We start from the raw sequence: 26,472 nt of genomic DNA, 5'->3' as shown, positions 1-26,472 counted from the left end.
GTTTAAGACGCCTAAAATACGATTGATTTAGACATCGGATGTGTCAGTACTGCCAAAACGGCAGTACTGACACATCCGATGTCTTACCCCACCGTCGCGCCGGCCGCGACCATCTCCACTATCGCTCGTTCCCCGTCGCCGGGTTGGAGCTCCACCGGGCGAGAGGCTTCCTGGATCAAGGTTACCGCGAAACCTTCCCGCAGTCCGTCCAGCACCGTAAACTTGACGCAGTAATCGAGAGCCAGGCCCAGCACGTGGATGTTGCGGATCCCACGTTCCCGTAACCATTCCGCCATACCGGTAGCTTTGCGGTGGCCGTTGTCGTAGAAGCCGGAATAGCTGTCGATCTCCGGATCGGTTCCCTTGCGGAAGACCCGATCGATTCCCTCGACGTTCAGGTCGGCAACGAACTCGGAACCCCAGGTATCCTGCACGCAGTGAATTGGCCAGAGCACCTGTTGCAGCCCGTTGAGGTCGATCACCTGCCCGGGTTTGCGCCACATGTGGTTGGCCGCGAAGGAGCCGTGATTGGCGGGGTGCCAGTCCTGGGTGGCCACAACCGTCGGGTATTCGGACATAAGCCGGTTGGCAATGGGCACCACGCGATCGCCCTCCGGTACGGGGAGCATGCCGGTGGGCATGAAATCGACCTGAAGGTCTACGATAATGAGTGCGGTGTCCTGGGGAGCCATAAACTGCTTTTGTTACCTAGATAATCCGTTGCCGGGCCGGAGGTTTAACCAAATGGCTGCGTGGCCCGTTGTTTGCTTGGCACCCGCGCTCCGTCGCCCTACCCTCTTTCTATGAAGTTTACCGATTATCCCCTTTCCCAGGAACTGAAGACCAGCATCGGCAAGCAGGGCTGGAAACGGCCGACAGATATCCAATACCGGGCGATCCGCCCCATCCTGGACGGGGAAGACGTGCTGGCCATCGCCCAGACGGGGACGGGAAAGACCGCGGCCTTCGCTATTCCCATTCTGCAGAAACTGCACGAACGTAAGCAAAGCCAGTGGCGGGAGTCTGGCATCAGCTGCCTGGTCATGGTGCCTACCCGCGAACTTGCCCTTCAGCTTACCAAAGTCTTTACCGCCCTCGCGCGGGGCACCGGGGTCAACGTTCTTGGCCTGACCGGCGGGGTCGAGATCGAACCGCAGATAGCCAAACTAACCAAGGAGCTGGACCTCCTCATCACCACGCCCGGGCGGATGTACGACCTACTGGGAAGGCAGCTACTGCGGCTGGAGCGGGTGGATATCCTCGTACTCGACGAGGCCGACCTCATGCTCGACCTGGGCTTTATCGAAGACATCCGCGGGGTGATCGGCCACCTGAAGCGGAAGCACCAAACGCTCTTTTTTTCGGCTACCATCGACGAGCGCATCAAGAAACTGGCCTACTCGCTGGTCAAGAACCCGATCCGGATCCGCATTTCCCCCAAGGACCCGGTGAGTAAAAACGTTGACCATTCCGTCGCTTTCGTGGAGATGGACGATAAACGCTTTTTCCTGGAGCGAATGGTAAAAGAAAACGAGGACGCAAAACTGTTGGTTTTCGCACGCACTCGGGTACGTTGCGAACGGATTGCCAAAGCGATGGACCGCGTCGGGATTGCCACCATCACCCTCCACGGTGACATGGAACAAGCGGAGCGGGAAGCGGCTTTAGATGGCTTTCGCGCCGGGGCGGAGCGGGTCATGGTCGCGACCGACGTCAGTGCCCGAGGCATCGACATTCCGGACGTAACGCACGTGGTGAATTACGACCTTCCCGAGCAGGCGGATAATTACGTCCACCGGGTCGGACGCACGGGACGGGGCAAACGCCGCGGCGTTGCCTATTCCTTCTGCGCCCCCGACGAGCAACCCCTGTTGCAGGCAATTGAAAACTACACCGGCCACGCGATCCGGGTCGTCCCACTCGATAAAAGCGAATACCAGCAGACCCTGACCCTGAGTAAGGAAGACCAGATGGGGCTGGCCGATCTGCTGGATGAAGTAGAAAAAGTGACCAGTAAGCGCAAGGGAAAGCGAAAATAAGTCGGAGCGGCTCCGCTACAGCACGCTCGCCGTTTCTAAAAAATCCCCCTTGGTATTTACGTCCGACACGATGTATAAAACGGCCACCGTCCCGAAGAGCATTGACATCGCCAGGTTCCCATAAAAGCCACGCTGGGCCAAAGGGTCTTCCGTTAAGTATACCCACGATTCCAGGATCGACATGTCGTATCCGTGCAATTCGATATAGAAGGTGAAGAAGGTGGCGGCTACCAGTAGCAGTAGGTTGACGGCGATAAGGACGGGTTTGGTGCCCCCGCCCATGGTCCCCCCGGCTTTTCGGTATCCGTGGACGGACAAAATGGCAATCAGGAAGGCCAAGAAGGTGGTGATCAGCTCGAAGTAATATGCGACCAATACCCAGACGATAACACCCAGGGTACCCCACGCACAGGCACCCACGGCCCCGAATAAATACCCCTGCTCTTCTTCCTTACGCAGCTGGCTCTCCCGCTCGATTTTTCGTTGAAGTTCCTCACGCTCCGACTTGCTCAATAGGGTACCCTTGCCGTTATGGACGTAGGCAAGTCGCGCATCTTCGTTGATAAATGTCGAAAAATGCGGACGCACTCCGGAGGTTTCTAAAGTTGCGATGAGTAGCGCGATCGCTTGCTCCAGTTTAGCAACCTTCGTAGAGCGAAGGGTTTCCAAAAAGCGAATAGCCACCGAGCGGTCGGTCGTTTCCACGGAGGCAAAGCCCACCTCTTCTTTGCGGGCATTTATGGCCTCAACGATTGCGGATTGGGTGCCTTGATCGAGTAGCGTCGTCTCGACGCAGATTAGCTTGAACTGAGGGTTTGCCAGGATTCCGCCCTGAAAAATATTGACCTGGAAGCCATGTTCCAGTCCGAAAACGGAATCCGTACCCCGGTGCCATCCTTTAGCTTTACCAAAAGCTTTTAGCTTTTTGCCGACCATCGCTGCTTTATCTGTTTTGCGGCAAACCCGGACGTGACGGCCTTGGCGGTCACGAATTTTGCGATCAGGTTTACCGGTGAAAGCAGGGAACGCTGATAGCCATCCGAGCCATATACTATTCGGAAGCTTTAACTAATTGAGCCAAGTGACAAAATTATATTTATGCTCACCCCCTTGCGCCGTATATAAATCGCTCCGAACTTTGCGGCCGATTTCAACTCACCCACAGAAAACTGGCCGTTGCCTATGCGCGCTCATACACCCAAACCAACCCGTAGCACCCTGCAGAATCGTCGCCTTAACCGGGCTATCCTTGCTGCACAACTGGATCACAGCCCGGCCTTTCGGGCGGTTTATCGTCGCTCGGAATTCCCTCCCGCACGGCGCAGGGACATTGCCCTGGCCATCACGGGAAGTTTACTGATTTTCGCGATCCTGCTGCTTACCATAGTTGGTGCACGCTAGGCTTGATGCGTTCCTGGTAAATTTTATTCATCGCCGCTATCTCGCTCGGAGTCAACGGTTTCCGATCTGCGACCGATAAATTGGATGTGAGGTGCTCCAGCTTGGAAGCGCCGGGGATAATGCAACTTACCTCAGGGAAGCTCAGTATCCACTGTAGAGCAATGGGAGCCAAGTTTTCCTGACCCGGGAAGAGCTTCTTGAGTTCCGCGACCGCAGCCAGTCCTTGTTCGTAATCGATGCCGCTGAAGGTTTCTCCTTTATCAAAAGCTTCGCCGTTGCGATTGAAGTTGCGGTGGTCTTCCGCACCGAAGGTGGTGTCTTTGGTAAATTTCCCGGTCAGCAGGCCACTCGCTAGTGGTACCCGCGCGATGACGCCAACGTCGTGCTTTTTCACCAGGTCGAAGAAGAGCTCGGCGGGGCGCTGGCGGAAGACGTTGAAGATGATCTGCACCGACGCCACGTTGGGATACTCCATCGCCTTGATGGCTTCCTCTACCTTTTCCACGCTTACGCCAAGGTGCTGGATTTTCCCCTCTTCCTTCAGTCGCTCGAAGAGGCCGAAGATCTCCGGCCGGTAGTATACGTCGTTAGGAATGGAGTGCAGCTGGATGAGGTCGATCCGTTCGATCTTCATCCGGCGCAGGCTCTCCTCGACGTAGCCGCGGAGGGCCTCGACGGTGTAGTTTTCGTTCGTATGCGGATTGATCTGCCGGCCACACTTGGTAGCTACGTAGATGTATTCGGAGCGTTCGCGGACTACCTTGCCGACGGCCTTTTCGCTAAGCCCGTCGGAGTAGACGTCGGCGGTATCGATGAAATTGACGCCGCCGTCGATGGCCTCGTTGAGGATCCGCTCGGCTTCCTGATCGTTGAAGGGGTCGCCCCACTTGCCACCTACCTGCCAGGTGCCGAGGCTGATTTCACTGACTTCGAAATTGGTTTTTCCTAGTTTGCGATAATTCATGCTGGTATTTTCCAGTGCTAACGGGGCGACGGCGCGCAGGTGCGAAGATTTCCGAATCAGGCAAAATCCAGTTCCAGCCGGCCCTCGTCGCGGCCTTCCAGCACGGACTCTCCACCCCGCAGGAACGCATCCACCGAGCGAGCACACTCCCGTCCTTCGGCAATCGCCCAAACGACCAGGCTCTGCCCGCGGCGCATATCCCCGGCGGCGAACACCTTCGGCACGGAGGTTTGGTAGTTGTGCTCCGGACTGGCGGCTACGTTCTTCCGCGCGTCCAGGCCGACCCCCAGCTTGTCGAGCAACCCTTCGTGCTGGGGATGCATGAAGCCGGCGGCAATGAGGAGGAGTTGACAAGGAAGTTCCCGTTCGCTACCCGGTATTTTGACGAAGGTGTTGCGACCGGTTTGGTCTTTGCCCCAGCGAATGTTGACAGTTCGGACCGCCCGCAGGTGGCCTTCGTCGTCCTTCAGGAAGGCCTCGGTCAGCACCGCCCATTCCCGTTCGCAGCCTTCCTCGTGGCTGGTGGAGGTGCGCAGGATCATCGGCCAGTTGGGCCAACTGTCCGGGGTCCGCTCGGAGGGGGGCATGGGCATGATTTCGATCTGAGTGACGGAGCGCGCGCCGTGGCGGTTGCTGGTGCCGACGCAGTCGGCTCCGGTGTCTCCCCCGCCGATAACGAGGACGTCCTTGTCCCGGGCGTGAATCTCATACAGGTCGCTGAGGTCGTCTCCCGCTACCCGTTTGTTGTTCTGCTCAAGAAATTCCATCGCGAAGTGTACGCCCTGGGCTTCCCGCCCCTCGCTGGGGATGTCCCGCGGAATGGTTGAACCGCCGGCAAGTACGACGGCGTCATGCTCCCGGACAAGCTGCCGGGCGTCGACGTTCTCCCCAACGTTTGCGTTTGTGCGGAACTTCACCCCTTCGGCGGCCATCAACTCGATGCGGCGGTCGATGACCCACTTTTCCATTTTGAAATCGGGGATACCGTAGCGCAGCAATCCCCCGATCCGGGTGTTGCGCTCGAAAACCGTTACCGTGTGTCCGGCCTTGTTGAGCTGGGCGGCGGCGGCCAGTCCGGCGGGCCCGGATCCGATCACGGCAACGGATTTACCGGTGCGGCTGGCGGGTGGGTTCGGGCGGGCGTAGCCGCGTTCAAAGGCTTCCTCGGCGATACTTTTCTCGATGTGCTCGATGGCCACCGGGGGCTGATTGATGCCCAGCACGCAGGCCGACTCACAGGGAGCGGGACAGATACGCCCGGTGAACTCGGGGAAATTGTTCGTGGAACTTAGGATCTCGAAGGCCTCGCGCCAGTCCTCTTCATACACCGCGTCGTTGAACTCGGGAATGATGTTACCGAGCGGACATCCGCTGTGGCAAAAGGGCACGCCGCAGTCCATGCACCGGCTGGCCTGGGTGATGGTCCGCTCTTCCGACATCGGCTCGTAAAGCTCCTGCCAATCCGTCTTGCGCACCTCGACGGGGCGCTTGTCGGGCAATTCACGCGTGTACTTGAGAAATCCGTTGGGATCTGCCATGGTTGTTAATTTGTTGCCCAGCTTGGCGGGCGTGGCTTGTAGTAATGAATAAGTGGAGAATAGCCCCAAGGGCGGGAGATGGATAGATCAGCTGACCGCGGCGACTTTCACCGTCACGTCGGGCTTTTCACCTTTTTTCTCCAGTACCGCCTTGTAATCGCGCGGCATCACCTTGACGAACTGCGCTTCCTCCGCTTCCCAATTATTCAGCATATCCAGGGCCCGCTTGGAGCTGGTGTAGGCGAAGTGATTACGCACCATTTGCTTGAGCAGATCGCGATCGAAATCGTTTAACTCCTCCCGGTCGGCCATATCCGTATTGAGGCTTTTGTGGAACTTCTTCTCCGGGTCGTATACGTAGGCCATTCCGCCCGACATACCCGCCCCGAAGTTTTTACCGGTCTGACCCAGAACGACGACCACGCCGCCCGTCATGTACTCGCAACCGTGGTCACCAAGCCCCTCGACGACGGCCTTCATCCCGGAGTTGCGTACCGCGAACCGTTCGCCGGCCATGCCCTTGATGTAAGCCTCGCCCGAGGTAGCCCCGTAAAAGGCCACGTTGCCAATGATGATGTTTTCGTGGGGATCGAAAGTAGAAATGCGATCCGGCACGACGATGAGGCGGGCTCCCGAAAGTCCCTTGCCGAAGTAGTCGTTGGCCTCCCCTTCGAGAAGGAACTCGATGCCCTTAGCCGTAAAGGCGCCAAAACTTTGACCGGCCGAACCCCGGAACCGGAACTTGATCGCCCCGTCGGGAAGTCCCTCGGCGTGGAACCTGCGGCTCACCTCATTGGATAGCATGGCGCCGACGCTGCGGTCGGTATTCTTGATGTCGAAGCTACCCGTCACCGGTTCCATTTCTTCCAGGGCATTCTTGGCGGCGGTAATCAGTCGGCGATCCAGAACGTCGTCGATGCCGTGATCCTGCTCCACCCGTTTGTAAAGGCCTACGGTCTCGTCGGCTACCTCTTTGTACAGGATCGGGCTAAGATCGAGGCTGCGGTACTTCCAGTGCTCGATCTCGCTGTTCATTTTCAGGTGCTCCACCCGGCCCACCATTTCATTGACGGTGCGGAAGCCGAGTTCGGCCATGATGGTGCGCATGTCCTCGGCGAGGAAGCGGAAGAAGTTGATTACGTGTTCCGGATCGCCGGTGAAGCGCTTCCGCAACTCCGGATTCTGGGTTGCGATACCCACCGGACAGGTATTAACGTGGCATTTGCGCATCATGATGCAGCCCTCCACGACCAGCGCTGCGGTGGCTACGCCGTACTCCTCCGCACCGAGCAGCGTGGCAATTACCAGGTCGCGGCCGGTACGGATCTGGCCGTCGGTTTGCAGCGTTACCCGGTCGCGCAATTTGTTGCGGACGAGGGTTTGGTGACTTTCCGCCAAGCCGAGCTCCCAGGGTAATCCGGCGTGCCGGATCGAACTGAGCGGACTGGCGCCGGTACCGCCGTCGTGACCGGAAATGAGAATAGCGTCGGCGTGCGCCTTGGCGACCCCGGAAGCAATGATCCCGACGCCGGCCTTGGATACGAGTTTGACGTTAATGCGGGCGCGGCGGTTGGCATTTTTCAGATCGAAAATCAACTGAGCCAAATCCTCGATACTGTAGATATCGTGGTGGGGCGGCGGAGAGATGAGGCCCACTCCGGGGGTCGATTTCCGTACCCGGCCAATCCAATCGTCGACCTTATGACCAGGCAGCTGACCTCCTTCGCCGGGTTTTGCTCCCTGAGCCATCTTAATCTGGAGCTCGTCGGCGTTCGTGAGGTAATGGCTGGTTACGCCAAAGCGCCCGGAAGCCACCTGCTTGATGGCCGACCGCATGTTCCGGCCCTTTTCGTCTAGTTCGAAGCGGATTTCATCCTCTCCCCCTTCTCCGGAGTTAGAGCGGGCGCCGATCTTGTTCATCGCGATCGCCAGCGTGGTATGGGCCTCCCAACTGATCGATCCGAACGACATCGCCCCGGTCGCGAATCGCTTCATGATTTCTTCAGCCGGTTCAACCTCCTCGACGGGAATAGGATCGCCCTTCCGGAAGGTAAGCAGTCCCCGCAGGGTAAGCGCCTTTTCCGCCTGCTCGTTGATGGCGTCGCGGTAACGGTAGTACGCATCCTGGTCGTTCTTCCGGGCGGCGATCTGTAGGTAGTGAATGCTCTTCGGGTTGAAGGTGTGGGCTTCCCCGCGGCGCTTCCATTGGTACACGCCCCCGACTTCCAATTTTGGATTCGGAACGTATTCCTTCGGGAAAGCCAGGCGGTGGCGAACCATGACCTCGCTGGCCAACCCGTCGTACCCGATACCTTCGATCCGGCTAATCGACCCCCGGAAGCATTCATCCACGACTTTCCGGTTAAGTCCAAGAATCTCAAAGATTTGCGCCCCCTGATACGACTGGAGGGTTGAGATGCCAATCTTCGACATGATCTTCAGTACGCCCTTACCGATCGCCTTGCGGTAAATCTTGATTACGTCCTTCACTTCGTAGCCTTCCGCCTCGAAGACATTACGGGCGTGCAAGTCGGCGAGGGCAGCATAGGCCATGTACGGGTTGACGGCACTGGCCCCGTAACCGATAAGGGTAGCCACATGATGGGTTTCCCGGATGTCACCACTCTCAACGACCAAACTCGTCTTGGCCCGGAGGCCCAACTCTACCAGGTGGTGGTGGACTGCACCGAGGGCAAGCAAACTGGGAACGGGTGCACTGTGACTGTCCGCTTCGCGGTCGCTCAGGATCAGGATGTTGTAACCGCTTTGCACCATCGATTGGGCCTGTGCGCGGATGTGCTCGATTGCGGCCTGAAGGCGGCCGGCTTGTCCGTCAGCGGGAAAAACGGTACTGATCACCCCGGCCCGGAAGCTCCGGTGATGCAATTCCCGCAGTTTGGCTACTTCATCGTTGGTGAGAATCGGGGTGTCCAGGTGTATATACGTGGCGTTGTCCGACTCCGCACGCAGGATATTGCTCGAACTGCCGAGCATCGCATACAGTGACATCACGCTGCGTTCCCGGATAGGGTCGATAGGTGGATTGGTGACCTGAGCGAACAGTTGCTTGAAGTAATTCGCGATGTGCTGGCTGTGTAAGGATAACACGGCCAACGGGGTATCGCTCCCCATAGAGCCGATGGGATCCGTACCCTGTTTGACCATCGGCTCCAGCATCACACTGAGATCCTCTTTCGTGTACCCGAAAAGCTGCAACCGCCGGAACAGCGTCTTCTGGTCCATGCTGACTTCGGCCTTGCGGTTCAGGGGGAGATTGTTGATGTCCTGCTTGAACTCATTGAGCCAATCGCGGTAGGGCAAACGCTGACAAATGATTTCCTTCAACTCCTCGTCGCCGATCACGCGGTGCTCGTCCAGGTCCGCTACCAGGATACGGCCGGGCTGAAGACGGCCCTTCTTAATGACTTTCTTTTGGTCTACTTTCAGCGCGCCGGCCTCTGAGGCTACGATCAGGGTGTTGTCATCGAGCAGGCAGTAGCGACTGGGTCGCAGGCCGTTGCGGTCCAAGGTGGCGCCGACCAGGATACCGTCGGTGAAGCAGATAGACGCAGGGCCGTCCCACGGCTCCATTAGCGCCTTGCTATATTCATAGAAGGCCTTTTTGTAATCGGGCATTTCCTCGTCGTGCTGCCACGCTTCGGGAATCATCATCATGAGGGCGTGGGGGATACTGATGCCGTTCATGGTAAGGAATTCGAGGACGTTGTCGAAGTTGGCCGAGTCCGACAGCATCGACCCGCAAACCGGGTAGATCATGTCCAGCTCCTCCTCCGTGAACTTGGACGTTTTACGGATGAGACTCTCCTTCGATTTCCACCAGTTGACGTTCCCCTGCACCGTGTTGATCTCGCCGTTATGGGCGATCATGCGGAAGGGCTGGGCCAGCTTCCACTTGGGAACCGTATTCGTAGAGAAACGGCTATGCACAAGTGCAATGGCGGACTTATAGCCCAAATCCTGGAGATCGTGGTAGAAACCGGGCAACTGCCAAGTGGTCAGTTGTCCTTTATATACGATGGTCTTGTAGCTGAAAGAGCAGAGATAAAACTGATCGCGGGTTTCGGGGTAGGTGGTGTGAATGCGGTGGGTAGCAAATTTGCGCAACACGTATAACTTGCGTTCCAGGTCGCCAGGCTCCATCTCCCCCCGGGGCTGAACGAAGATTTGCTCCATCCGCGGCTGGGCGCCAACCGACGTGGGGCCGACCTCATCGGCGTCGTGGGGGTTTTTGCGGTAGGTGATCACGTCAAAACCAAGTTCATCGCAGTAATCCTCGAAGAGAAAACGGCAGCGCTGGCTCAACTCTTTTTCCGCCGGTAGAAATAGTTGGCCTACTCCGTACTTCCCGAAGTCCGGCAATTCCTTACCCATTTCGGAAAGCTTACGCTTGAAAAACTCGTGGGGAATCTGGGTCAGGATTCCGGCCCCGTCGCCGGAATTGGGCTCACAGCCACAGGCTCCGCGGTGCTCCATGTTGGCCAGCATATATAAGGCATCCTTTACGATGCTATGCTTTGCCTCCCCGTTGAGGTTGGCAATAAACCCCGTGCCACAGGCATCGGACTCCAGATGAGGAACGTACAGTCCGTTCTCGCGGGGGGTGTCGGCTTGGTATTGCATAGGTCGGATTAGATGGTTGTACGTGATTGTGGGTACACAATATACCCGGAATGCTTCGCGCCGACAATGTTCCACAGCATTAATTCCGGTAAGATTTCCAGTCACCAGCAAGATTTCTGATGGCTACCTATGAATGGTGATGGAATAAATATTTGCAATTACATTAATTAGAGTAATTTTAATTTAATATTGAGGCATTTTTCAATCGATTGTTATCTATCATCATCACGCGTGCCCCCACTTACGATTAATCTTAAGCTTAAAAAAAGCTTTCGGCAAGTCGTTGAGCGGTCATCTTTCGTAATGTTCCACGAACTTTTTGTAGCTGATTCCGGCCTTTCAACTGTGGTAGTTGTTGGTTATATTTGCCCGGTATCAAACAAGATGTATGAAAAGCCCCCAGGCATTGGAATCGGTAGCTGAATTTCACCGGACATTTCGGGTTCCGATTATTGAAGCTCCTGCGATTCCGGCGCCCGAACGGTCCGCTCTCCGCATTAATTTACTGCGGGAAGAATTGGAGGAGTTACAGCAAGCAATCGAGGATGAAGATTTGGTGGAAGTGGCGGATGCACTAGCCGATTTGCAGTACGTACTCAGTGGCGCGGTACTGGAATTCGGCCTGGGCGATAAGTTTAAGGCAATATTCGATGAGGTACACCGGTCTAACATGAGTAAAACCTGCCGCAGCCTGAAGGAAGCGGAAGCCACCGTGGAACATTACCGAACCCTACAACAAGAAGGCCGCGTGGAACCCGCTGGCGATCATTTCCTCGTTTACCGGGTGGCGGATAACAAAGTGCTCAAAAACGTGAACTACTCGCCGGCCGATCTTGCCGGGCAACTTAAGTAACATGGAGGACGGTTTTCGCCATCGCGGACAGCGCAAGCGCCTTATCGACGACCTCCGAAGAGGCGGAGAGTTCAGCAATCGCGTGCTGGATGTGATGGCCAATATCCCACGCCATTCCTTCCTCGACAGCAGCTTTTCCGAGTGGGCATACCGCGACGAACCTTTTCCCATCGACTGCGAGCAGACCATCAGTCAGCCCACCACGGTGGCGTGGCAAAGTACCGCGTTGCAGTTACTACCCAGGCAGAAGGTGCTGGAAATTGGGACGGGATCTGGCTATCAGGCCGCCGTTCTTTCCCTGTTAGGGGGGCGGGTATTCACCGTGGAACGTCATAAACCGCTCTACAAAAAAGCTAAGCTGACCCTTAAAAAGCTTCGATTGGATCGAGGCATCCGCTTTTTCCTCCGGGATGGCAACCGGGGGGTACCGGAAATGGCCCCCTTCGATCGGATCTTGGTTACCGCGGGCGCCGAACAGGTACCGCAGCCCCTTCGAGAACAGCTGACTATAGGAGGCGTGATGGTTATACCGGTAGGCCCGGAAGGCGATACGCAGCAACTGCTCCGCATTACCAGAACCGCAGCGGATACCTACACCGAGGAAGAACTCGGTCTCTGTAGGTTCGTACCCTTCCGGGAAGGTCTGGCGTAATCAGGCGGGATCTTCGGATCGATAGGAACGCAACGCGTGATACACGTCGCGGTGGATGGCGCTTCGAGTGTGGTACTTGAGCAATTTCTCATTCGCCGGGTCGGGGTGGATACGGTTGGTCAGGAAAACGAAGACCATATCGTTGTCGGGATCGGCCCAGACGCAAGTGCCGGTGAAACCGGTATGCCCGACGGTGTTTTCCGATGCCCCCGCGGCCACTACGCTACCGTAGCCACCGGCCAGCCGGTCGAAGCCAAGGGCGCGGTAATTGTAAGGTCCCCGGGCGGTAAACAACGCTACGGTCTTCTCGGAGATCAGCTGCTTACCGGCGTAGTTCCCCCGATCGTTGAGTAGTTGGAACAGCCGCCCCAGATCGAGGGCGTTCCCGAAAAGACCCGCATGTCCGGCCACCCCCCCCATCATAGCGGCTCCTTCGTCATGGACGTAGCCGTGCAGTTCGCCGCGGTTCATCCAGCGGTCTACGATGGTCGGGATCAGCTGTTTGATCGGAAACCTTTCCAGCGGCCGGAAAGCCAGCCGGTGCAATCCCATCGGGTCGTAAAAGTGTTTGGTCACGTAGACGTCGAGTGGCTGGCCGCTGATCTGCTCAACGATTAGCTGTAGCAGGACGTAGTTGACGTCGCTATACCGGTGCTCCGGGCGGCGAGTATAGGCTACTTGGTCTAGTGTGTGACGCAGCAACTCGGGGGTACGGTCGTCCAGCCACCGCGTGGCACTTAGGGGAAGCCGGTGCAGCGGGTCGAACTCGTCCTTAATGAAGTCATCGTTGAAGTACGGATAAATCGGCAGCCCGGGTTGCAGTCCCGTATGATGGGTCAGCAACTGATCGATACGGTAGTTTCCGACTACCTTGTTTCGGTATTCCGGTAAATAGGTGGAGACTCGTGCATCCAAATCGATCCGCCCCTCGTCGTATAGCTTCATCACGGCGAGGGAAGTGGCTGCGGCTTTGGTGATCGAAGCCAGGTCGTAGAGATCGGAAACCCGTACCACCTCCTCCTTGGCGTAGCGGTGAAAGCCGTAGGAGCGCTCGTATACGACCTGGCCGTTTTTTAGCACCGCCAGCTGGGCACCGGGGGTTGCCCCATACCGGATGGCCCGGTTGATTGCATTGTCGATGCGCTCGAAGCGAAAGCGGTCGATACCCAACGCCTCCGGAGTCCGAAATCCGCCCCGGATAGCCCGCAGGCGGATGCCGCGACCATCCGCCAGCGTACCCGTCAGTCCGGCGGCCCCGAAGATCGCCTGGGCGATGCGGGTCTCGCTCTCCCGGGAACGGAGGGGAGCGTTGATCCAATTCCAGGAGGAAGGCGGATCGATCAGGGTGGGGTCTCCGAAATGAATTAGGGTCAGGCTATCGATGCTCCGCAAGGGGATATACCATTCCGAACCAGTGCCGACGCCGGGGGCATCGGAAACGACGACAAGGGTTGGCATCGGCTCGGCGTGCGGCAACGCCGTCACCAGATCCGAGGTGAAGGCGACCTCCTGGACATCGGCGAACCGCCGGACCATCTCGACCAGTTGGACGGGGCGTTCCCCCTCGCGGTAAACGAGCCGGACGGGCGTTGCCGGGTCGAGTGGTAGCGGGCCTGCTTCATTGCGGACGAGGGTCAGGGATTTTTCCAGTCGGTTGCCGCGTTCGAGGTCACCTACCACGTCCAGGCTGAGCACGGGCCAGCCGTGGAGCGTGGTTAGGGTATCTGAAGCGGGGACATCGGACAGGGATGCCAGCAAATTGGGAGAAACATGTTCTGCTTCCCGGTTTGGTTCCTCGTCTTCTCCCCAGATCAGGTGGGTGAACCAATCCACCACCCAATCCCCCCAGCCCTGGGATGCCGGCTCCCTGGCGGAGAAGAACAGCAGACAGCTTACTAATGCGAAAAACTTCCAATTCATTCGGGTGCGAAGGTGGGCGGGGCAGAACCCCGTCGAAATGTGATGGCTCCATGCTACCTTGCCGGCATGGAAGCCAATACCGCCCTACTCTACTTCCTGTTGACCGGTATCGGTATCATAATGGGTACCCTCCTGGCATGGTTGTATTTACAATCGCGACAAAACCGCACCCACTTGGAAAAGGAGGTGGTAAAAACCGATTATGTCGGCCGGGAGCTCTACGAACAGCTGCGTAGCGATGCCGACCTCCACTACGAAAATCTGCAGGAGCGCATTCAAACCGAAGCCGAGCTGCGGTCCCGCATCGCCACCCTGACGGCCAACAACGAAAACCTGCAGCAGCGACTCAGTCAGGAAAAGGAAGAAATGGAACGGTTGCAAGCCGTGTCCGTGGCCCAGTTCGAACGTACCGCCGAAAGGCTGCTGCAGGAAAAGGGGGACCGGTTCACCAAACAGAATGCCGTGCAGCTGGACGGACTCCTCACCCCCCTGAAAGAGCGCATCCAGGGTTTCGAGGACCAGATCCAGAAGCGCTACCTCGACGAAACGAAGGAGCGCGTGAGCCTGCGGACGGAGATCCGAAATTTGCAGGAGCTCAATCAGCAAATCAGCCTGGAAGCGAACAACTTAGCCGGAGCACTTCGCGGAAATACTAAGGTGCAGGGAGACTGGGGGGAGTGGCAGTTATTGACCCTCCTCGAAGCAAGCGGCCTACAGCAGGGAGTGCATTTTTTCGCGCAGTCCAGCTACACCGACGAAGACGGGCGGCAGAAGCGACCGGACTTTATCATCAATCTGCCGGACAACAAACACCTGGTCGTGGACAGCAAGGTGTCCCTCAATGCCTACGAGCGCTTCTGTAGTTGCCCGGAAAACGACCTGGCGGCCCGGAACGTGGAAGCAGCAAGTCATCTCCGTAGTCTCCGGAATCACGTGACGGACCTGGCGAGTAAAAACTACACGCGGCTGTACCAGATCAATTCACCGGACTACCTGCTGCTGTTCGTCCCCATCGAGCCGGCGCTTGGCCTGGCGCTCCAAACGGACAAGCAACTTTTCATCGAAGCGCTGCAGAAGAACATCGTGCTGGTGACCCCCTCTACCCTGTTGGCTACCCTGCGAACGGTGAGTTACATCTGGAAGCAGGAAAACCAGAAGAAGAACGTACTGGAAATCGCCCGCCAGAGCGGCTTGCTCTACGACAGTTTCGTGGCCTTCACCGACGAGCTGCAAAAGATCGGCCACCGGCTCGATCAGGCCCAGTCGTCTTATCAGTCGGCGCTGACCAAGCTGAGTACCGGCGGCAAGTACGGCGCCACCCTCATCGGACGTGCGGAAAAACTTCGTAAGTTGGGCGCGAAGGCCAAACGGCGCATCGACACCCGCCTGCTGGAGGAAGAGTAATACCCAAACCAAAGATCATGCAAAAAACCGTCCCCAACGCCCGGGCGGCCATCGCGGGCATCCAAAGCGGAATGACGCTTATGCTCGGTGGCTTCGGCCTCTGCGGCATTCCGGAAAAGACCATCGCGGCGCTGGCCGATAGCGACATTACCGACCTGACCTGCATTTCCAATAACGCCGGGGTCGACGATTTTGGCCTCGGGCTCCTGCTGCACAGCCGGCAGATCCGCAAAATGATCGCCAGCTACGTAGGCGAGAATGCCGAGTTTGAACGGCAAATGCTCAGTGGCGACCTGGAGGTGGACCTGATTCCCCAGGGCAGCCTCGCCGAGCGCTGCCGGGCGGGCGGTGCCGGAATCCCCGCCTTCTTCACTCCCGCCGGTTACGGCACGGAAGTCGGGGAAGGCAAGGAGGTCCGTGAATTCAACGGCAAACCGCACATCCTCGAATCCGCCCTCACCGCCGACTTCGCCATCGTCAAAGCCTGGCGGGGGGACACCGATGGCAACCTGATCTACAAGGGCACCGCGCGCAACTTCAATCCGGTCATGGCCATGGCCGGACGCATCACCATCGCCGAGGTGGAAGAACTGGTGCGACCGGGCGAACTCGACCCCAATCAGATCCATACTCCCGGCGTGTTCGTCCAACGCATCTTCCAGGGCGACGGTTACGAGAAACGAATTGAAAAACGGACAACCCGCTAAGCCATGCTAGACAAAACAGGAATCGCCCAACGCATATCCCGAGAGTTACAGGATGGCTGGTACGTTAATCTCGGCATCGGTATTCCCACCCTGGTAGCGAATTTCGTTCCGGAAGGTATTGACGTAACTTTTCAGTCGGAAAACGGCATACTCGGGATGGGCCCCTTCCCTACGGAGGATGAGGTGGACGCCGATCTCATTAACGCGGGCAAGCAGACGATCACGGCTCTGCCCGGCGCGGCGATTTTCGACAGTGCCACCAGCTTCGCCATGATTCGCGGACAACACATCCAGCTTACCGTACTGGGCGCTATGGAGGTATCCGATACGGGCGACATCGCCAACTGGAAGATACCCGGCAAACTGGTTAAAGGGATGGGCGGTGCCATGGATTTGGTGGCCTCGGCCGAGAACATCATCGTGGCCATGATGCACACCAATCGGGCGGGGGAGTCCAAGTTGCTCCCCGAGTGCACCCTCCCCCTGACCGGGGTGCGCTGCGTGAAAAAAATCGTCACCAACCTCGCCGTGCTGGACGTTACCCCCGACCGGGGCTTCCGGCTCCTGGAACGCGCTCCGGGTGTCAGCGTGCGGGAGATTCAGGACGCCACCGCTGGGCGGTTGCTGGTCGAGGGGGACATTCCCGAGATGCAAATGGGCCGGTCATGATTCTCGCCGTTATTCCCGCCCGCTACGCAAGCACCCGGTTTCCGGGTAAACCGTTGATCGACTTGGGCGGCGAGACGCTGGTGCAACGGGTTTACAAAGCGGTAAGCGCCGTAACCACCATTGACCAAGTTGTCGTAGCTACCGATGACGACCGGATCTTCGATCACGTGCGGCAGTTCGGAGGAGAGGCCGTAATGACCTCCGCGGATCATCCCTCCGGCACCGACCGGGTAGCGGAGGCGGCGGCCCACTATCCGGACGCCCGTATCGTGGTAAACGTACAGGGCGACGAACCCTTTATTCGTCCGGATCAACTAGCGGCGGTGCTCGACTGCTTCGCGTCGGATCGGACGCAGATCGCTACCCTCGCCGCTCCGATTCGCGACGAACATGCCCTGCTATCCCCGAACGTGGTCAAGGTGGTGCGCGACGCGGCGGGACGGGCCCTCTACTTCAGCCGCCACGCCATCCCCTACCTGCGGGACGTAGCGATCGGCCGATGGATCGACGAAGGAAAACACCTGCAACACGTGGGCCTGTATGCGTTTCGGACGGCAGTACTTGCGGAGCTTACACGCCTGTCCCCCACCCCACTAGAGTTGGCGGAAAGCCTCGAACAGCTGCGGTGGTTATCGGCGGGCTACGCAATCCAGGTCGCCCTCACGGACCGGGGCAGCCTCGGCATCGATACCCCGGCCGACGTAGAAGAGGCCCTCCTCCGACTGCGTTGAATCATTGGGGCGGTGCCGTTTCCGGGAAACTTCCCCGGTGAAGTAGCTGCTCGCCGGACTTTCGATTCGCGAAATAGGCGCGCAGGGTGTAGGCCGAAGAGGTGAAGGCAATATCCTTCCAAGGTATCTCCTCCTCCCGAAACAAACGGCTTTCGAGACTTTCCGGTCCGATTCCGTACCGACCACCAGCCAATTCGCCTACGAACTGCAGGTAAACCTGATTAACCTTTTCGAGATCATAAACCGTAATGAGGTAGTCGATAGTTACCTCCGCCGCCGCTTCTTCCCTTACTTCACGGCGGGCGCCGTCGGCAACGCTTTCCCCGTTCTCCAGGTACCCACTGGGAACGTTCCACAACCCGTAGGCGGGGGCGATGGCCCTACGGCAGAGCAGCACCCGATCCTCCCACACCGGCAGGCAGCCGGTCACCATCTTGGGATTCTGGTAGTGAATGGTGTGGCAGTTGTCGCAGACGAACCGAGGCTGGTTGTCCTGGTCGGGAATACGGAATTGGAGGTCAGCCGATCCGCAGTGGGAGCAGAAGTTCATGGGGTTAAGATAACCTCCCCGTTTCGGTCCACCCGCAGAAGATTAGCGGAACAGGCGTAGGGAATCATTATTAAAGGCTACCAAGTACGCCGGTCGGTCGCTTCCCACATCCAGGGTAGATAGCCTTCTCACCTGTCCCGACACTTCACCCTCGATGGGATTAACCTCCATCCGCAGTTGCTTGTCGATGGTCAGTACGGAGAGCCTTCCGGCATCATACCAGCCCATTTCAATATTCGCGCTGTGAAAGTTACCTCCGACGAGAAACCGCGTTTTATCCGCAGCATCCGACATCTTTTGTATAGCGTGAATCGATGACCACTGCAAGCGGTCCGGCAGCGCCTTGCTGCGGAAATGGCCGTCGGCTGCTTGCTCGAAAAGCATACTTTCCATTGTTTCGATGCTGAATATCCTAGCCTGTCTCCAGGCGTCCGCGCCAAATAGTTCCTGCGGTGTGGCCCGCGCGAAATCACGAGCGTAAATGAATTTTTTCTTTAAATACGGAAGTTGTTTGAGGAGTTCGGCGTAGTTGGCGAATGGTATTTCTCTCCCTTGTACATAGTAGGTAAGTACGGTTTCTTCCCGGCCATTGTGATCGAAGTCGTTTACATAAAGTCGGACTGGATGCGCGACGGTGGGTTGCAACTTGTTGTTGGTGCCAAAATTTCCGGCCAGTACATCTAGATCTCCATCACCGTCAACGTCGGCAACTTCGACGCAGCTCCACCATCCCGTGCGGTCACTAAGTTCAACTACCGAAAAGTTGGCTCCCGTATTCATCAGCGCGGCTACGTGGCCCCATTCTACCGCGACGACCAGGTCCGGGTCTTCGTCTCCGTCCAGGTCCGCCCACTTCGCATCCGTTATTCGACCCAGTGAAGCTAATCCGGGCGCCAGTTTTTCGGTGACATCCTGAAACTGCAATTCCCCCCGGTTCCGGAATAGGTAGGACCGGGGAATTCGGCCATAATCGTTGGGGACCACCCTACCCGTGACCACCAAATCGACCAGCCCGTCTCCGTCAAAATCCATCGGTAAAACGCGCGACGCCGTGGCGTAAACCCCGTTCAGGACGTCAGTACGCGTAAAATTCCCGGCGCCGTCATTCAGATAGGTTCTTTGCTTCCGGGGGAGGTGTTGTTTTTCAAACTCATTGCCACCTGCGGCCACGATGAGGTCGAGGTCTCCGTCATTATCCAGATCCGCAAAAGCGGCGTCCACGTCTTCGTAAATGCTATCCTGCTCGATGGCTGGGACTTCCGGCGACGTGAACCGGCCCGCAGGATTTTGAAAATACAGGGCACTTCTTTCGTACTTGGAAGATCCCACGAAAAAGTCATCCAATCCATCTCCGTTCAAATCGCCCACTGCGAGCCCGGGTCCCTCGGTGGACACCATGTGGGGGATTAAGGGTTCCCGGTTGAAATCCACGAATTGGTTTTCGGTATGGGAATGCTTGATCCCGGAACCCGCGGTTTCATCTGCTAATGGGGCAAACTGATTGGTCTTGCCCAGGCTTGTATAGTCGAATTTCGGCAATCCAGTAGCATAGGTCGCGGTTACGGTTCGATTGTACCTGCTAGTGTCCAGGCGAGTATACGTCCCGTCCGGCCAGATTAGTAGCATGGAGTCCACGGTCGTAGAATCTCCCAAACCGATATGCAAGGGCCCTAGAGCAGAGGATTGGAAGCCTCTGGCCGGATGATTCTCTACCCGCTGTCGTCCGTTTCCGCTAAATACGACTACACTAGCCCCAATTGCATTCAAATTCTTGTCAGGACCCACCAATTCGACATTTAGGTAAGCATCGGAATCGCGCGCCGATTTACCGCCGCCTTCCCGCAGTTGGTTCCGGTAGATGTAAGGATAATCCTCAATGTTGTTGGTGACGATATCCAAATCGCCGTCCAGATCAAGATCGACGAAAACGGCGCTATTCGAATAGGAAGTGGCCGCCCCGGTTACTCCTTGGGACAAATCGGTAAAGTGTAGGTGTCGATCGTTTTGAAAAAATTTATTGTACAGTTTGATCTGCGGCATTTTGGCAACATACTCCAGTTCGTCGGAGGGTTTTGTGGCGGGCTCCGTGCCTGGAAGGCTATTGTCCTGTGTTTTGAAATTGATCCAATCGATATCGTTCATGCGCCGTGGTATCCCGTTGCTGACGAACAAATCCGTAAAGCCGTCATCGTTCATATCGAAGAATAACGGGCCCCAGGACCAGTCGGTAGCGTGTACTCCCGCCCGAGCGGCAATCTCACTGAAAGTGCCATCCCCGTTATTAAACTGGAGCGTATTTCGGGAAAACTGGGGATTATACCCAAAGCCTAGCTTGAATCGGAATACGTCAAAACCGTCTTCGGCGAGTGACTGCTTTAAAATTACCGGATCTTCCGGAAGCATATCCAGCGAAAAGATATCGGTATAGCCATCATTGTTGAGGTCGGCCATATCGACTCCCATGGTAAACCGACTGGTATGTCGAAGCCGCTCGGTCAGGACCTCCCGGAAGGTCCCGTTCTGCTGGTTTAAGTAGAGGTAATCATTTTCGTGAAAGTCATTACCCACATAGATATCCGGCCAGCCGTCGTTGTTGATGTCTCCCACCGAGACCCCTAGCCCATACCCCAAGGCGGTTCCGATGATTCCCGCTTCCACACTAACATCCGTAAAACCGCCGCCCCCCACGCCATCCGGGAGGCCGTCGTTTCGGAGCAATCGGTCGCCGGCAAGTGGGTGACGTCCCTGCTGGTCAAACCGCTCGCGGGGGCCGAAGGTCCCGTTTTGATGCACGGAGTGATTCAATTGGAAACAATCCAAGTCTCCATCGCCATCATAGTCTAAGAAAACCGCCTGGGTTCCAAAGCCAACCTGATCCAAGCCGTATTCGGCGGCGGCTTCCCGAAAAGCGGGTACGCCATTGGCATCTGCTCCCTGGTTCAGGTACAATTGGTTAAACCCCTGCATAGCTGCGTAACCGCTAACCTGGGTAACGTAGATATCCAGCCAACCGTCCTGGTTGATATCGACCACGGAGGCGCCGGTAGTCCAACTGTCCTGTCCGGCTATACCGGCAGCCACGGTCACGTCGCGGAACTGCAGATTCCCCTCGTTAAGAAACAGGGCGTTATCGTCCCGATTGGCGGTAAAATAGAGATCCGGCAATCCGTCATTGTTGAAATCGCCAGCCGCAAGTCCACCGCCGTTGTAAAAATACATGTAGCTAAACACGTTCAGGACCTCGTCCATTTGGGGGTCGTTTCGAAAGGTCAGGCCGGTTTCATCTCCCGTCAGTAACTCGAACCCCGCTGGGGTCTGCTGCTCCGCATCCTGCTCGGTGCAGCTAATAAAAAGTAAGAGTGCCGCCAAGCAACCGACTGCGCCGTGAGGGCGCCACTGAGATAACCGCAACCGTAGTGAATGTACCCGCACCGATAGCTTATTGAACCGTTTCCGGGATTCGATAGACGCCGGGCTGCGCATCGTTGACCGTAGCGATCAGCAATTTTTGGCCGTTCAGATGAATGACGGTAAAGTCTTTGACCTCACCCGAAATACGTAGCCCAGACCGCCCCGCTGGAACCGTGGTGAACCGCCCCGTACCGTCATTCAGCAGCACTTCTCCGTAGCTGGCATCTAACCGGGAGAATTGCGGGAGAAATCCCGACTGGTTTCCACCGAGAATTAAATCCTGCGCTCCGTCGCCATTCAGATCGGCAACATGGATTGCACCAACGCTTGAAAACTGCACCCGGACGGGCAATGCCTCTACGCGGTAGCTTCCGTCGTTGTTCCGGAACGCCACTGCCGAGCGGAATGAATTGGCCTCGCGTATCAGGGCACGGTCGAGCACTTCTGGCGGAAACAGCTCTTCAATGGAACGCTGAGCGTAATCGGTGTGCTTAAGGTTCGCTTTCCGTAGGCTAGCAACTTGCGCCGTCAGATCGCGCTTCATGGGCAGGGGCATATTCCTTCCGCCCAGAGATTGAGTAATGATTTTTTCCGTGGTACCATTGCCATCGAAGTCCGCAACGTAGAGTCTGGCGGGAGACGCTGAGTCGGCGGAGAAGTAAAAATTCTCACCCCGGTTGCCGAGTACCAGGTCCATATCTCCATCCCCATCCAAGTCAGCCTGGGCGACGGCGTACCACCAACCCTTGAGTTCATTCAGGTTGCTGCTTATTTCCCGTACCCCCATCGCGGTGAACTCAAATTGTCGTGGTTCTCCCCACTCGCTTACCGTGGTGAGCAAGATTTTCCCCGCTCCCGATTCCACCGCCAGCGAAGCGTCGGTAACCATCCCTAACGTAGCCAGCGCGGGGGCAGCGAGTTGAGTGGCATTCCGGAATCGTCCGCGTCCGTTGTTTTCCAAGAGGAAGCTGGGTACGGCTACACCGTAATTACCTGGCAGGCTTCGGGTTCCTACAAACAGGTCCACGTCGCCATCAAAGTCAAAGTCGAAAGGCAGGACGACGGAGGTGTTAACCCCGATTCGAGGCAATGCGCCACTTTGAATGCTGAGATTCCCTTTGCCGTCGTTGAAAAACAACTTATCCGCTAACAGAGGGCCGTTCGGCTGGCCGGCATTGCCCGCCGAGCCGACGTAGAGATCTAGGTCGCCATCTCCATCGGCATCGAAAAGGGCCATTCCGGCATCTTCGGTTTGACTTACTTGCTGCAGAACGGCTTGCTCCGATCGAATTAGCTTTCCACCACGCTGGAGGTAAAGCTGACCGGATTGATTGCGGGCACCCCCGACGTACAGATCATCCAGGCCATCCCCGTTGATGTCCCCCGCCACTGCCTGAGGCCCCTCTCTGCCGAGGGTGCGAATGACAAGCCCCTCGGCGAGTAAATCCTGATAGTGGTCCTCCTCGTGAGGTACTAAATCCAGGGCCACCGATCGCAGGAGGGGAGCCGATGGTTCGATCAGGTCGGCAACCGGCTGGGGAAGCACGGCCGTTCGGTCGACCGCGTCGAAAGCAATGTAGATACTGTCCGATGATTCCCCGGGGACAACCATCGACACCGAGCGGTCGGGCCATACCACCCGAATCGAATCGACTTCTTGCCGACACCCAAAATGTTGTCGGTAGTCCACGCTGGATTGAAATCCGCGACTGGGCATAACGGCCGAGCTAAGCTGCTGATCCCCGGCAAAGACCGTTACGGTGGCACCGACGGCGAAGGGGTTCGTGGACGGGTCTCCCTTCAGGACCACGGTTAACCCACGTACGTTGGGCAGCTCGGTGGCGCCGTTGCGCAGGATCGTAAGCGGTTGGTTAACGTTATTAATCACCAGGTCTTGATCCCCGTCGTTGTCGAGGTCTCCGTAAGCAGCCCCATTCGAAAACGTAGAATCGGGCCTTACCCACCGACCGGACACATCTTCAAAAGACAGATCGCCACGGTTCCGGTAAAATTTATTGGGTAAGGGTTCGGAAGGCATTTTCTCGATGATCCGTTCCACCTCTTCCTTCTTTCCGGTAAGGGCCATCTTGCGAACGATGTCGTCCGCAAAAAAATCGATGAAATCCTGGCTCGTCAGGTTGTGATAAATTCCATTGCTGACGAAGATATCGCGGTACCCATCCAGATCCGCATCGAAAAGCAAGGCACCCCAGCTCCAGTCGGTGGCTTCCACGCCGGCATACTGTGCGATCTCGCTGAATGTACCGTCGGCATTATTCAACTGGAGCGTGTTGTGCATGTACTGGTGGTAGAACCCCCGCTGCAGCTTCAATTCGTGGCTATTCAGATTTTCGAACTGCACGGTCGTTTTTCGACGGTAATCGGATTCAGGGAGCATTTCCGTAGTGAAGAGTTCGGGATATCCATCATTGTTGATGTCGGCCAAATCGGCTCCCATGCTCGCCAGACTGAGGTGGCGCATATACTGTTCGACTTCCTCCCGAAAGGTTCCGTCGCCTTGATTGATGTAGAGGTAGTCCCGCTCGAAGAAGTCGTTCGATACATAGAGGTCGGGATAGTAGTCGCCGTTGACGTCCCCGACCGTGATTCCCAGACCGAATCCGATCAAACTGCCATAGATACCGGCCGATTTGCTTACATCGACGAAGGAGCCGCCATCGTTACGTAGCAACCGGTCGCCCCCGCCCTGCAAAAAAGGTTGCACGTCCCAGTCCGCCGCGTATCGTTCCCGCTGATTACTGAAATTGAGGGTGTTTACGGGGATGAAACTGTTATTGAGCAGGTAGACGTCCAGATCGCCGTCCAGATCATAGTCAAAGAAGGCAGCGTGGGTCGAATAACCGTCATCGGCTAAACCGTATTCCGCCGCGGCATCCTGGAAAGTCCCGTCCCGTTGATTGATGAACAGGCTATTGCGTTGGTTGACCCCTTTCTGAAAACCGGCATTACAAACGTAAATGTCCAGCCAGCCGTCAGCGTTGATGTCGACCAGGGTTACCCCGGTGCTCCAGTGGTCGGAGAGTTCAATGCCGGCGCGTTGGGATACGTCTTCAAAGTTCCAGTCGCCGCGGTTGAGATACAGCTTGTTTGGCCCCTGATTAGCGGTTAGAAACAGGTCGTTAAGCCCGTCATTATTCAGATCGCCAATCCCCACGCCACCGCCATTATAGAAGTTGCGGTAGCTGAAAATGTTGAAGTCTTCGGTATTTCGAACGGTGTTGGTAAACGCTATTCCCGTTCGGGAAGCATCCATTGACTCAAACAAGGAGGGTGCCGCTTCTCCGGCACTTGGTTGAGGAGTATCCTGGGCACACTGAAACATCAGCGGCAACATCAGGTAAATAATATACCGGTGAGCACCAGAATGAAGCATAGGGGTAAAAGTAAAAAAGAGCGAGCAGCCGGGCTGCTCGCTCTCCTGAAACACCCCGGGTGAGGAGGTAGATTGTCGGCTAGTAGCCAGGATTCTGGACCAGGTTCGGGTTAGAGTCCAGGGCCTGCTGTGGAATGGGGAAAAGCACCCGGGTAGGGTCCGTGACGGTCTTGTGATCCCAGGTATCGGTGAAGGTTCCGAAGCGGATTTGGTCTACCCGGCGTAGGCCTTCCCAGTAGAGTTCGAAACCGCGCTCCATCAGCATCCCATCGAGGTCGATGGAGGAAAGCTCGGGGGTTCCGCGAGTGGCGCGCATGGCGTTGACCGTTTCGAGTGCCCCTTCGGCGTCTCCCAGGCGCAATTGAGCCTCCGCTTTGTTGAGCTGTGACTCGGCATACCGGATGAGGATGTACTTCCCGGAGCGGGCGGGGTGATACTTGATTACCCGAACGCCGGCATTTGTGGGCACACCGGCCAGATCAACCTCCTCCGTGAAGAAAAGTGGCTGCTGGGTCCGGGTGTCAATCAGGACGTTGCCCTGGTCGTTTACCTGCTGCCCCTGAAGGAAACCGGTTCCGATACCGGAAGACGGCGTTCCGTCCGGGGTAGGCTCGTTACCGATGCGGGGGTCCGCCGGATCGAAGGAGTTGTAGAAATCTGCCAGGGTGGTAAAGCCGTTCCAGCCGGATGGTGTTTGGCTGTAGTGAAGCGTCATCATCCAGCGGTTTTCGGGCGTTCCCTGATTGCTGACGAGAATAGGTTCGTGATCGGAGCCAGCCTCGAAAATTTCAAAGTAATTCGGGTCGAAGCTGTAGCCTTCTTCCGTTACCATATCGGCGTAGTCAATTACCTTCTGAAGGTCTTCGGGATTGTGCTCGTAAGGACCTGCCGGGTTCTGGGCCAGGTACACCGCTTTGTTCAGGTACATGCGGGTAAGCATCGAATAGGCAGCAGCCTTGGTACCCTGAATGTTCTCCCCCGGGCCGGCACTCGGTAGACTATCGATAGAGGCCTCCACCTGGTCGATCGCCAATTCAATCGCTTCGCTACGGGGGATTACCCGGGGAAGCTCGTCAACTCCCTGTTCGAATTCGCGGAAAGGAACCACTCCGTAAAGGTCCAGCACGTGCCACATGAAGTACCCCTGGAGAAACCGACCGTGCGCTTCCTGTCGGGCATTCGGATTTGCCGCCAGAATCTCGGCCGTATTAAATATGCGGCTATTCAGCGTATTCCAGGCATTCAATACCTGGGCGTGGGTGGCATCCCAGGTGTGGGCATGGAGGGTGCGCCACACACCATTATCTCCCCAGTCGACTCCCCGGGTGGGCGGGATCAACTCGTCGGACGGGTGTTCGAAGAGGCTGTAGGTATTCGCCTGATCCGTGAAAGTGGAGAGGCCGTTGTACACCGCTTCTACGAGCTGCTCGGGATCCCCGGCAACCTGACCGGACCCGGTATCCTCCACGATAATAGAGTCAACCTCCTCGATCTCGAGATCGGTGCAGGCGGTGAGCACCAGCAACGTGCCAGCGACCGGTGCCATAATTCCCCACTTAAAAAGTTGAGATGTCATGATGTTATGATTTTGGTTATCG

Annotated in this window: 17 protein-coding genes; 7 read left to right on the top strand and 10 right to left on the bottom strand. The window is 57.0% G+C overall.

The window, feature by feature from the left end:
- Nucleotides 1-83: 83 nt before the first annotated feature.
- Nucleotides 84-692, bottom strand: a complete 609-nt coding sequence (gene pncA, locus CLV84_RS16960) for a bifunctional nicotinamidase/pyrazinamidase (RefSeq protein WP_104420942.1) — start codon at nucleotides 690-692, stop codon at nucleotides 84-86.
- Nucleotides 693-803: 111 nt separating this feature from the next.
- Here pncA and CLV84_RS16955 point away from each other — a divergent pair, with 111 nt between their 5' ends.
- Nucleotides 804-2,039 (top strand): DEAD/DEAH box helicase, encoded by a 1,236-nt coding sequence (locus CLV84_RS16955; RefSeq protein WP_104420941.1) that lies wholly within the window; start codon nucleotides 804-806, stop codon nucleotides 2,037-2,039.
- A 15-nt stretch (nucleotides 2,040-2,054) separates the two neighbouring features.
- On the opposite strand, the gene CLV84_RS16950 is transcribed toward CLV84_RS16955, so the two are convergent.
- The 4 genes from CLV84_RS16950 to gltB form a co-directional block, all read right to left on the bottom strand.
- A complete protein-coding gene (locus CLV84_RS16950; protein WP_104420940.1) occupies nucleotides 2,055-2,975 on the bottom strand; it encodes a hypothetical protein in 921 nt (306 codons plus the stop codon).
- Between the two features lie 442 nt (nucleotides 2,976-3,417).
- Nucleotides 3,418-4,404, bottom strand: coding sequence for an aldo/keto reductase (locus CLV84_RS16945; RefSeq protein WP_104420939.1), 987 nt, complete (start codon nucleotides 4,402-4,404; stop codon nucleotides 3,418-3,420).
- Nucleotides 4,405-4,460: 56 nt separating this feature from the next.
- On the bottom strand, nucleotides 4,461-5,942 hold the full coding sequence (locus tag CLV84_RS16940) for a glutamate synthase subunit beta (RefSeq protein ID WP_104420938.1): 1,482 nt from the start codon (nucleotides 5,940-5,942) through the stop codon (nucleotides 4,461-4,463).
- A gap of 87 nt (nucleotides 5,943-6,029) precedes the next feature.
- The gene (gene gltB / locus CLV84_RS16935) at nucleotides 6,030-10,583 is read right to left on the bottom strand and encodes a glutamate synthase large subunit (RefSeq protein WP_104420937.1); all 4,554 of its coding nucleotides are present in this window, start codon (nucleotides 10,581-10,583) and stop codon (nucleotides 6,030-6,032) included.
- 388 nt (nucleotides 10,584-10,971) lie between these two features.
- Here gltB and CLV84_RS16930 point away from each other — a divergent pair, with 388 nt between their 5' ends.
- Entirely contained in the window at nucleotides 10,972-11,436 is a 465-nt protein-coding gene (locus CLV84_RS16930) for a pyrophosphohydrolase domain-containing protein (protein ID WP_104420936.1), read from the top strand.
- A gap of 1 nt (nucleotide 11,437) precedes the next feature.
- On the top strand, nucleotides 11,438-12,088 hold the full coding sequence (locus CLV84_RS16925; protein ID WP_104420935.1) for a protein-L-isoaspartate(D-aspartate) O-methyltransferase: 651 nt from the start codon (nucleotides 11,438-11,440) through the stop codon (nucleotides 12,086-12,088).
- On the opposite strand, the gene CLV84_RS16920 is transcribed toward CLV84_RS16925, so the two are convergent.
- The gene (locus CLV84_RS16920; protein WP_104420934.1) at nucleotides 12,089-14,008 is read right to left on the bottom strand and encodes a serine hydrolase domain-containing protein; all 1,920 of its coding nucleotides are present in this window, start codon (nucleotides 14,006-14,008) and stop codon (nucleotides 12,089-12,091) included.
- A gap of 66 nt (nucleotides 14,009-14,074) precedes the next feature.
- Here CLV84_RS16920 and rmuC point away from each other — a divergent pair, with 66 nt between their 5' ends.
- The 4 genes from rmuC to kdsB are packed head-to-tail and all read left to right on the top strand — an operon-like array spanning nucleotide 14,075 to nucleotide 17,519.
- Nucleotides 14,075-15,412: a DNA recombination protein RmuC gene (gene rmuC, locus CLV84_RS16915; protein ID WP_104420933.1), complete on the top strand. Its 1,338-nt coding sequence runs from the start codon at nucleotides 14,075-14,077 to the stop codon at nucleotides 15,410-15,412.
- A gap of 17 nt (nucleotides 15,413-15,429) precedes the next feature.
- Entirely contained in the window at nucleotides 15,430-16,119 is a 690-nt protein-coding gene (locus tag CLV84_RS16910; protein ID WP_211295279.1) for a CoA transferase subunit A, read from the top strand.
- A gap of 3 nt (nucleotides 16,120-16,122) precedes the next feature.
- Nucleotides 16,123-16,788 carry a 3-oxoacid CoA-transferase subunit B gene (locus tag CLV84_RS16905; protein ID WP_104420931.1) on the top strand — a complete coding sequence of 222 codons (666 nt, stop codon included), beginning with the start codon at nucleotides 16,123-16,125 and terminating at the stop codon, nucleotides 16,786-16,788.
- Nucleotides 16,785-17,519: a 3-deoxy-manno-octulosonate cytidylyltransferase gene (kdsB, locus tag CLV84_RS16900; RefSeq protein ID WP_104420930.1), complete on the top strand. Its 735-nt coding sequence runs from the start codon at nucleotides 16,785-16,787 to the stop codon at nucleotides 17,517-17,519. Before CLV84_RS16905 ends, kdsB begins: the two co-directional genes overlap by 4 nt.
- Before the next feature lies 1 nt (nucleotide 17,520).
- On the opposite strand, the gene CLV84_RS16895 is transcribed toward kdsB, so the two are convergent.
- The 4 genes from CLV84_RS16895 to CLV84_RS16880 form a co-directional block, all read right to left on the bottom strand.
- Complete coding sequence (locus CLV84_RS16895; RefSeq protein WP_104420929.1) at nucleotides 17,521-18,069, bottom strand: NUDIX hydrolase; 549 nt, start codon at nucleotides 18,067-18,069, stop codon at nucleotides 17,521-17,523.
- Between the two features lie 42 nt (nucleotides 18,070-18,111).
- Entirely contained in the window at nucleotides 18,112-21,438 is a 3,327-nt protein-coding gene (locus tag CLV84_RS16890) for a VCBS repeat-containing protein (RefSeq protein WP_170067754.1), read from the bottom strand.
- Between the two features lie 70 nt (nucleotides 21,439-21,508).
- Complete coding sequence (locus tag CLV84_RS16885) at nucleotides 21,509-24,874, bottom strand: CRTAC1 family protein (RefSeq protein ID WP_104420927.1); 3,366 nt, start codon at nucleotides 24,872-24,874, stop codon at nucleotides 21,509-21,511.
- A 79-nt stretch (nucleotides 24,875-24,953) separates the two neighbouring features.
- Nucleotides 24,954-26,450: a RagB/SusD family nutrient uptake outer membrane protein gene (locus CLV84_RS16880; RefSeq protein WP_211295278.1), complete on the bottom strand. Its 1,497-nt coding sequence runs from the start codon at nucleotides 26,448-26,450 to the stop codon at nucleotides 24,954-24,956.
- Nucleotides 26,451-26,472: the final 22 nt, after the last annotated feature.

This window comes from Neolewinella xylanilytica (assembly GCF_002934605.1).
GTDB lineage: Bacteria > Bacteroidota > Bacteroidia > Chitinophagales > Saprospiraceae > Neolewinella > Neolewinella xylanilytica.
Note: the sequence above shows the minus strand (reverse complement) of the source record. Positions and strands in the feature narration are given on the sequence as shown.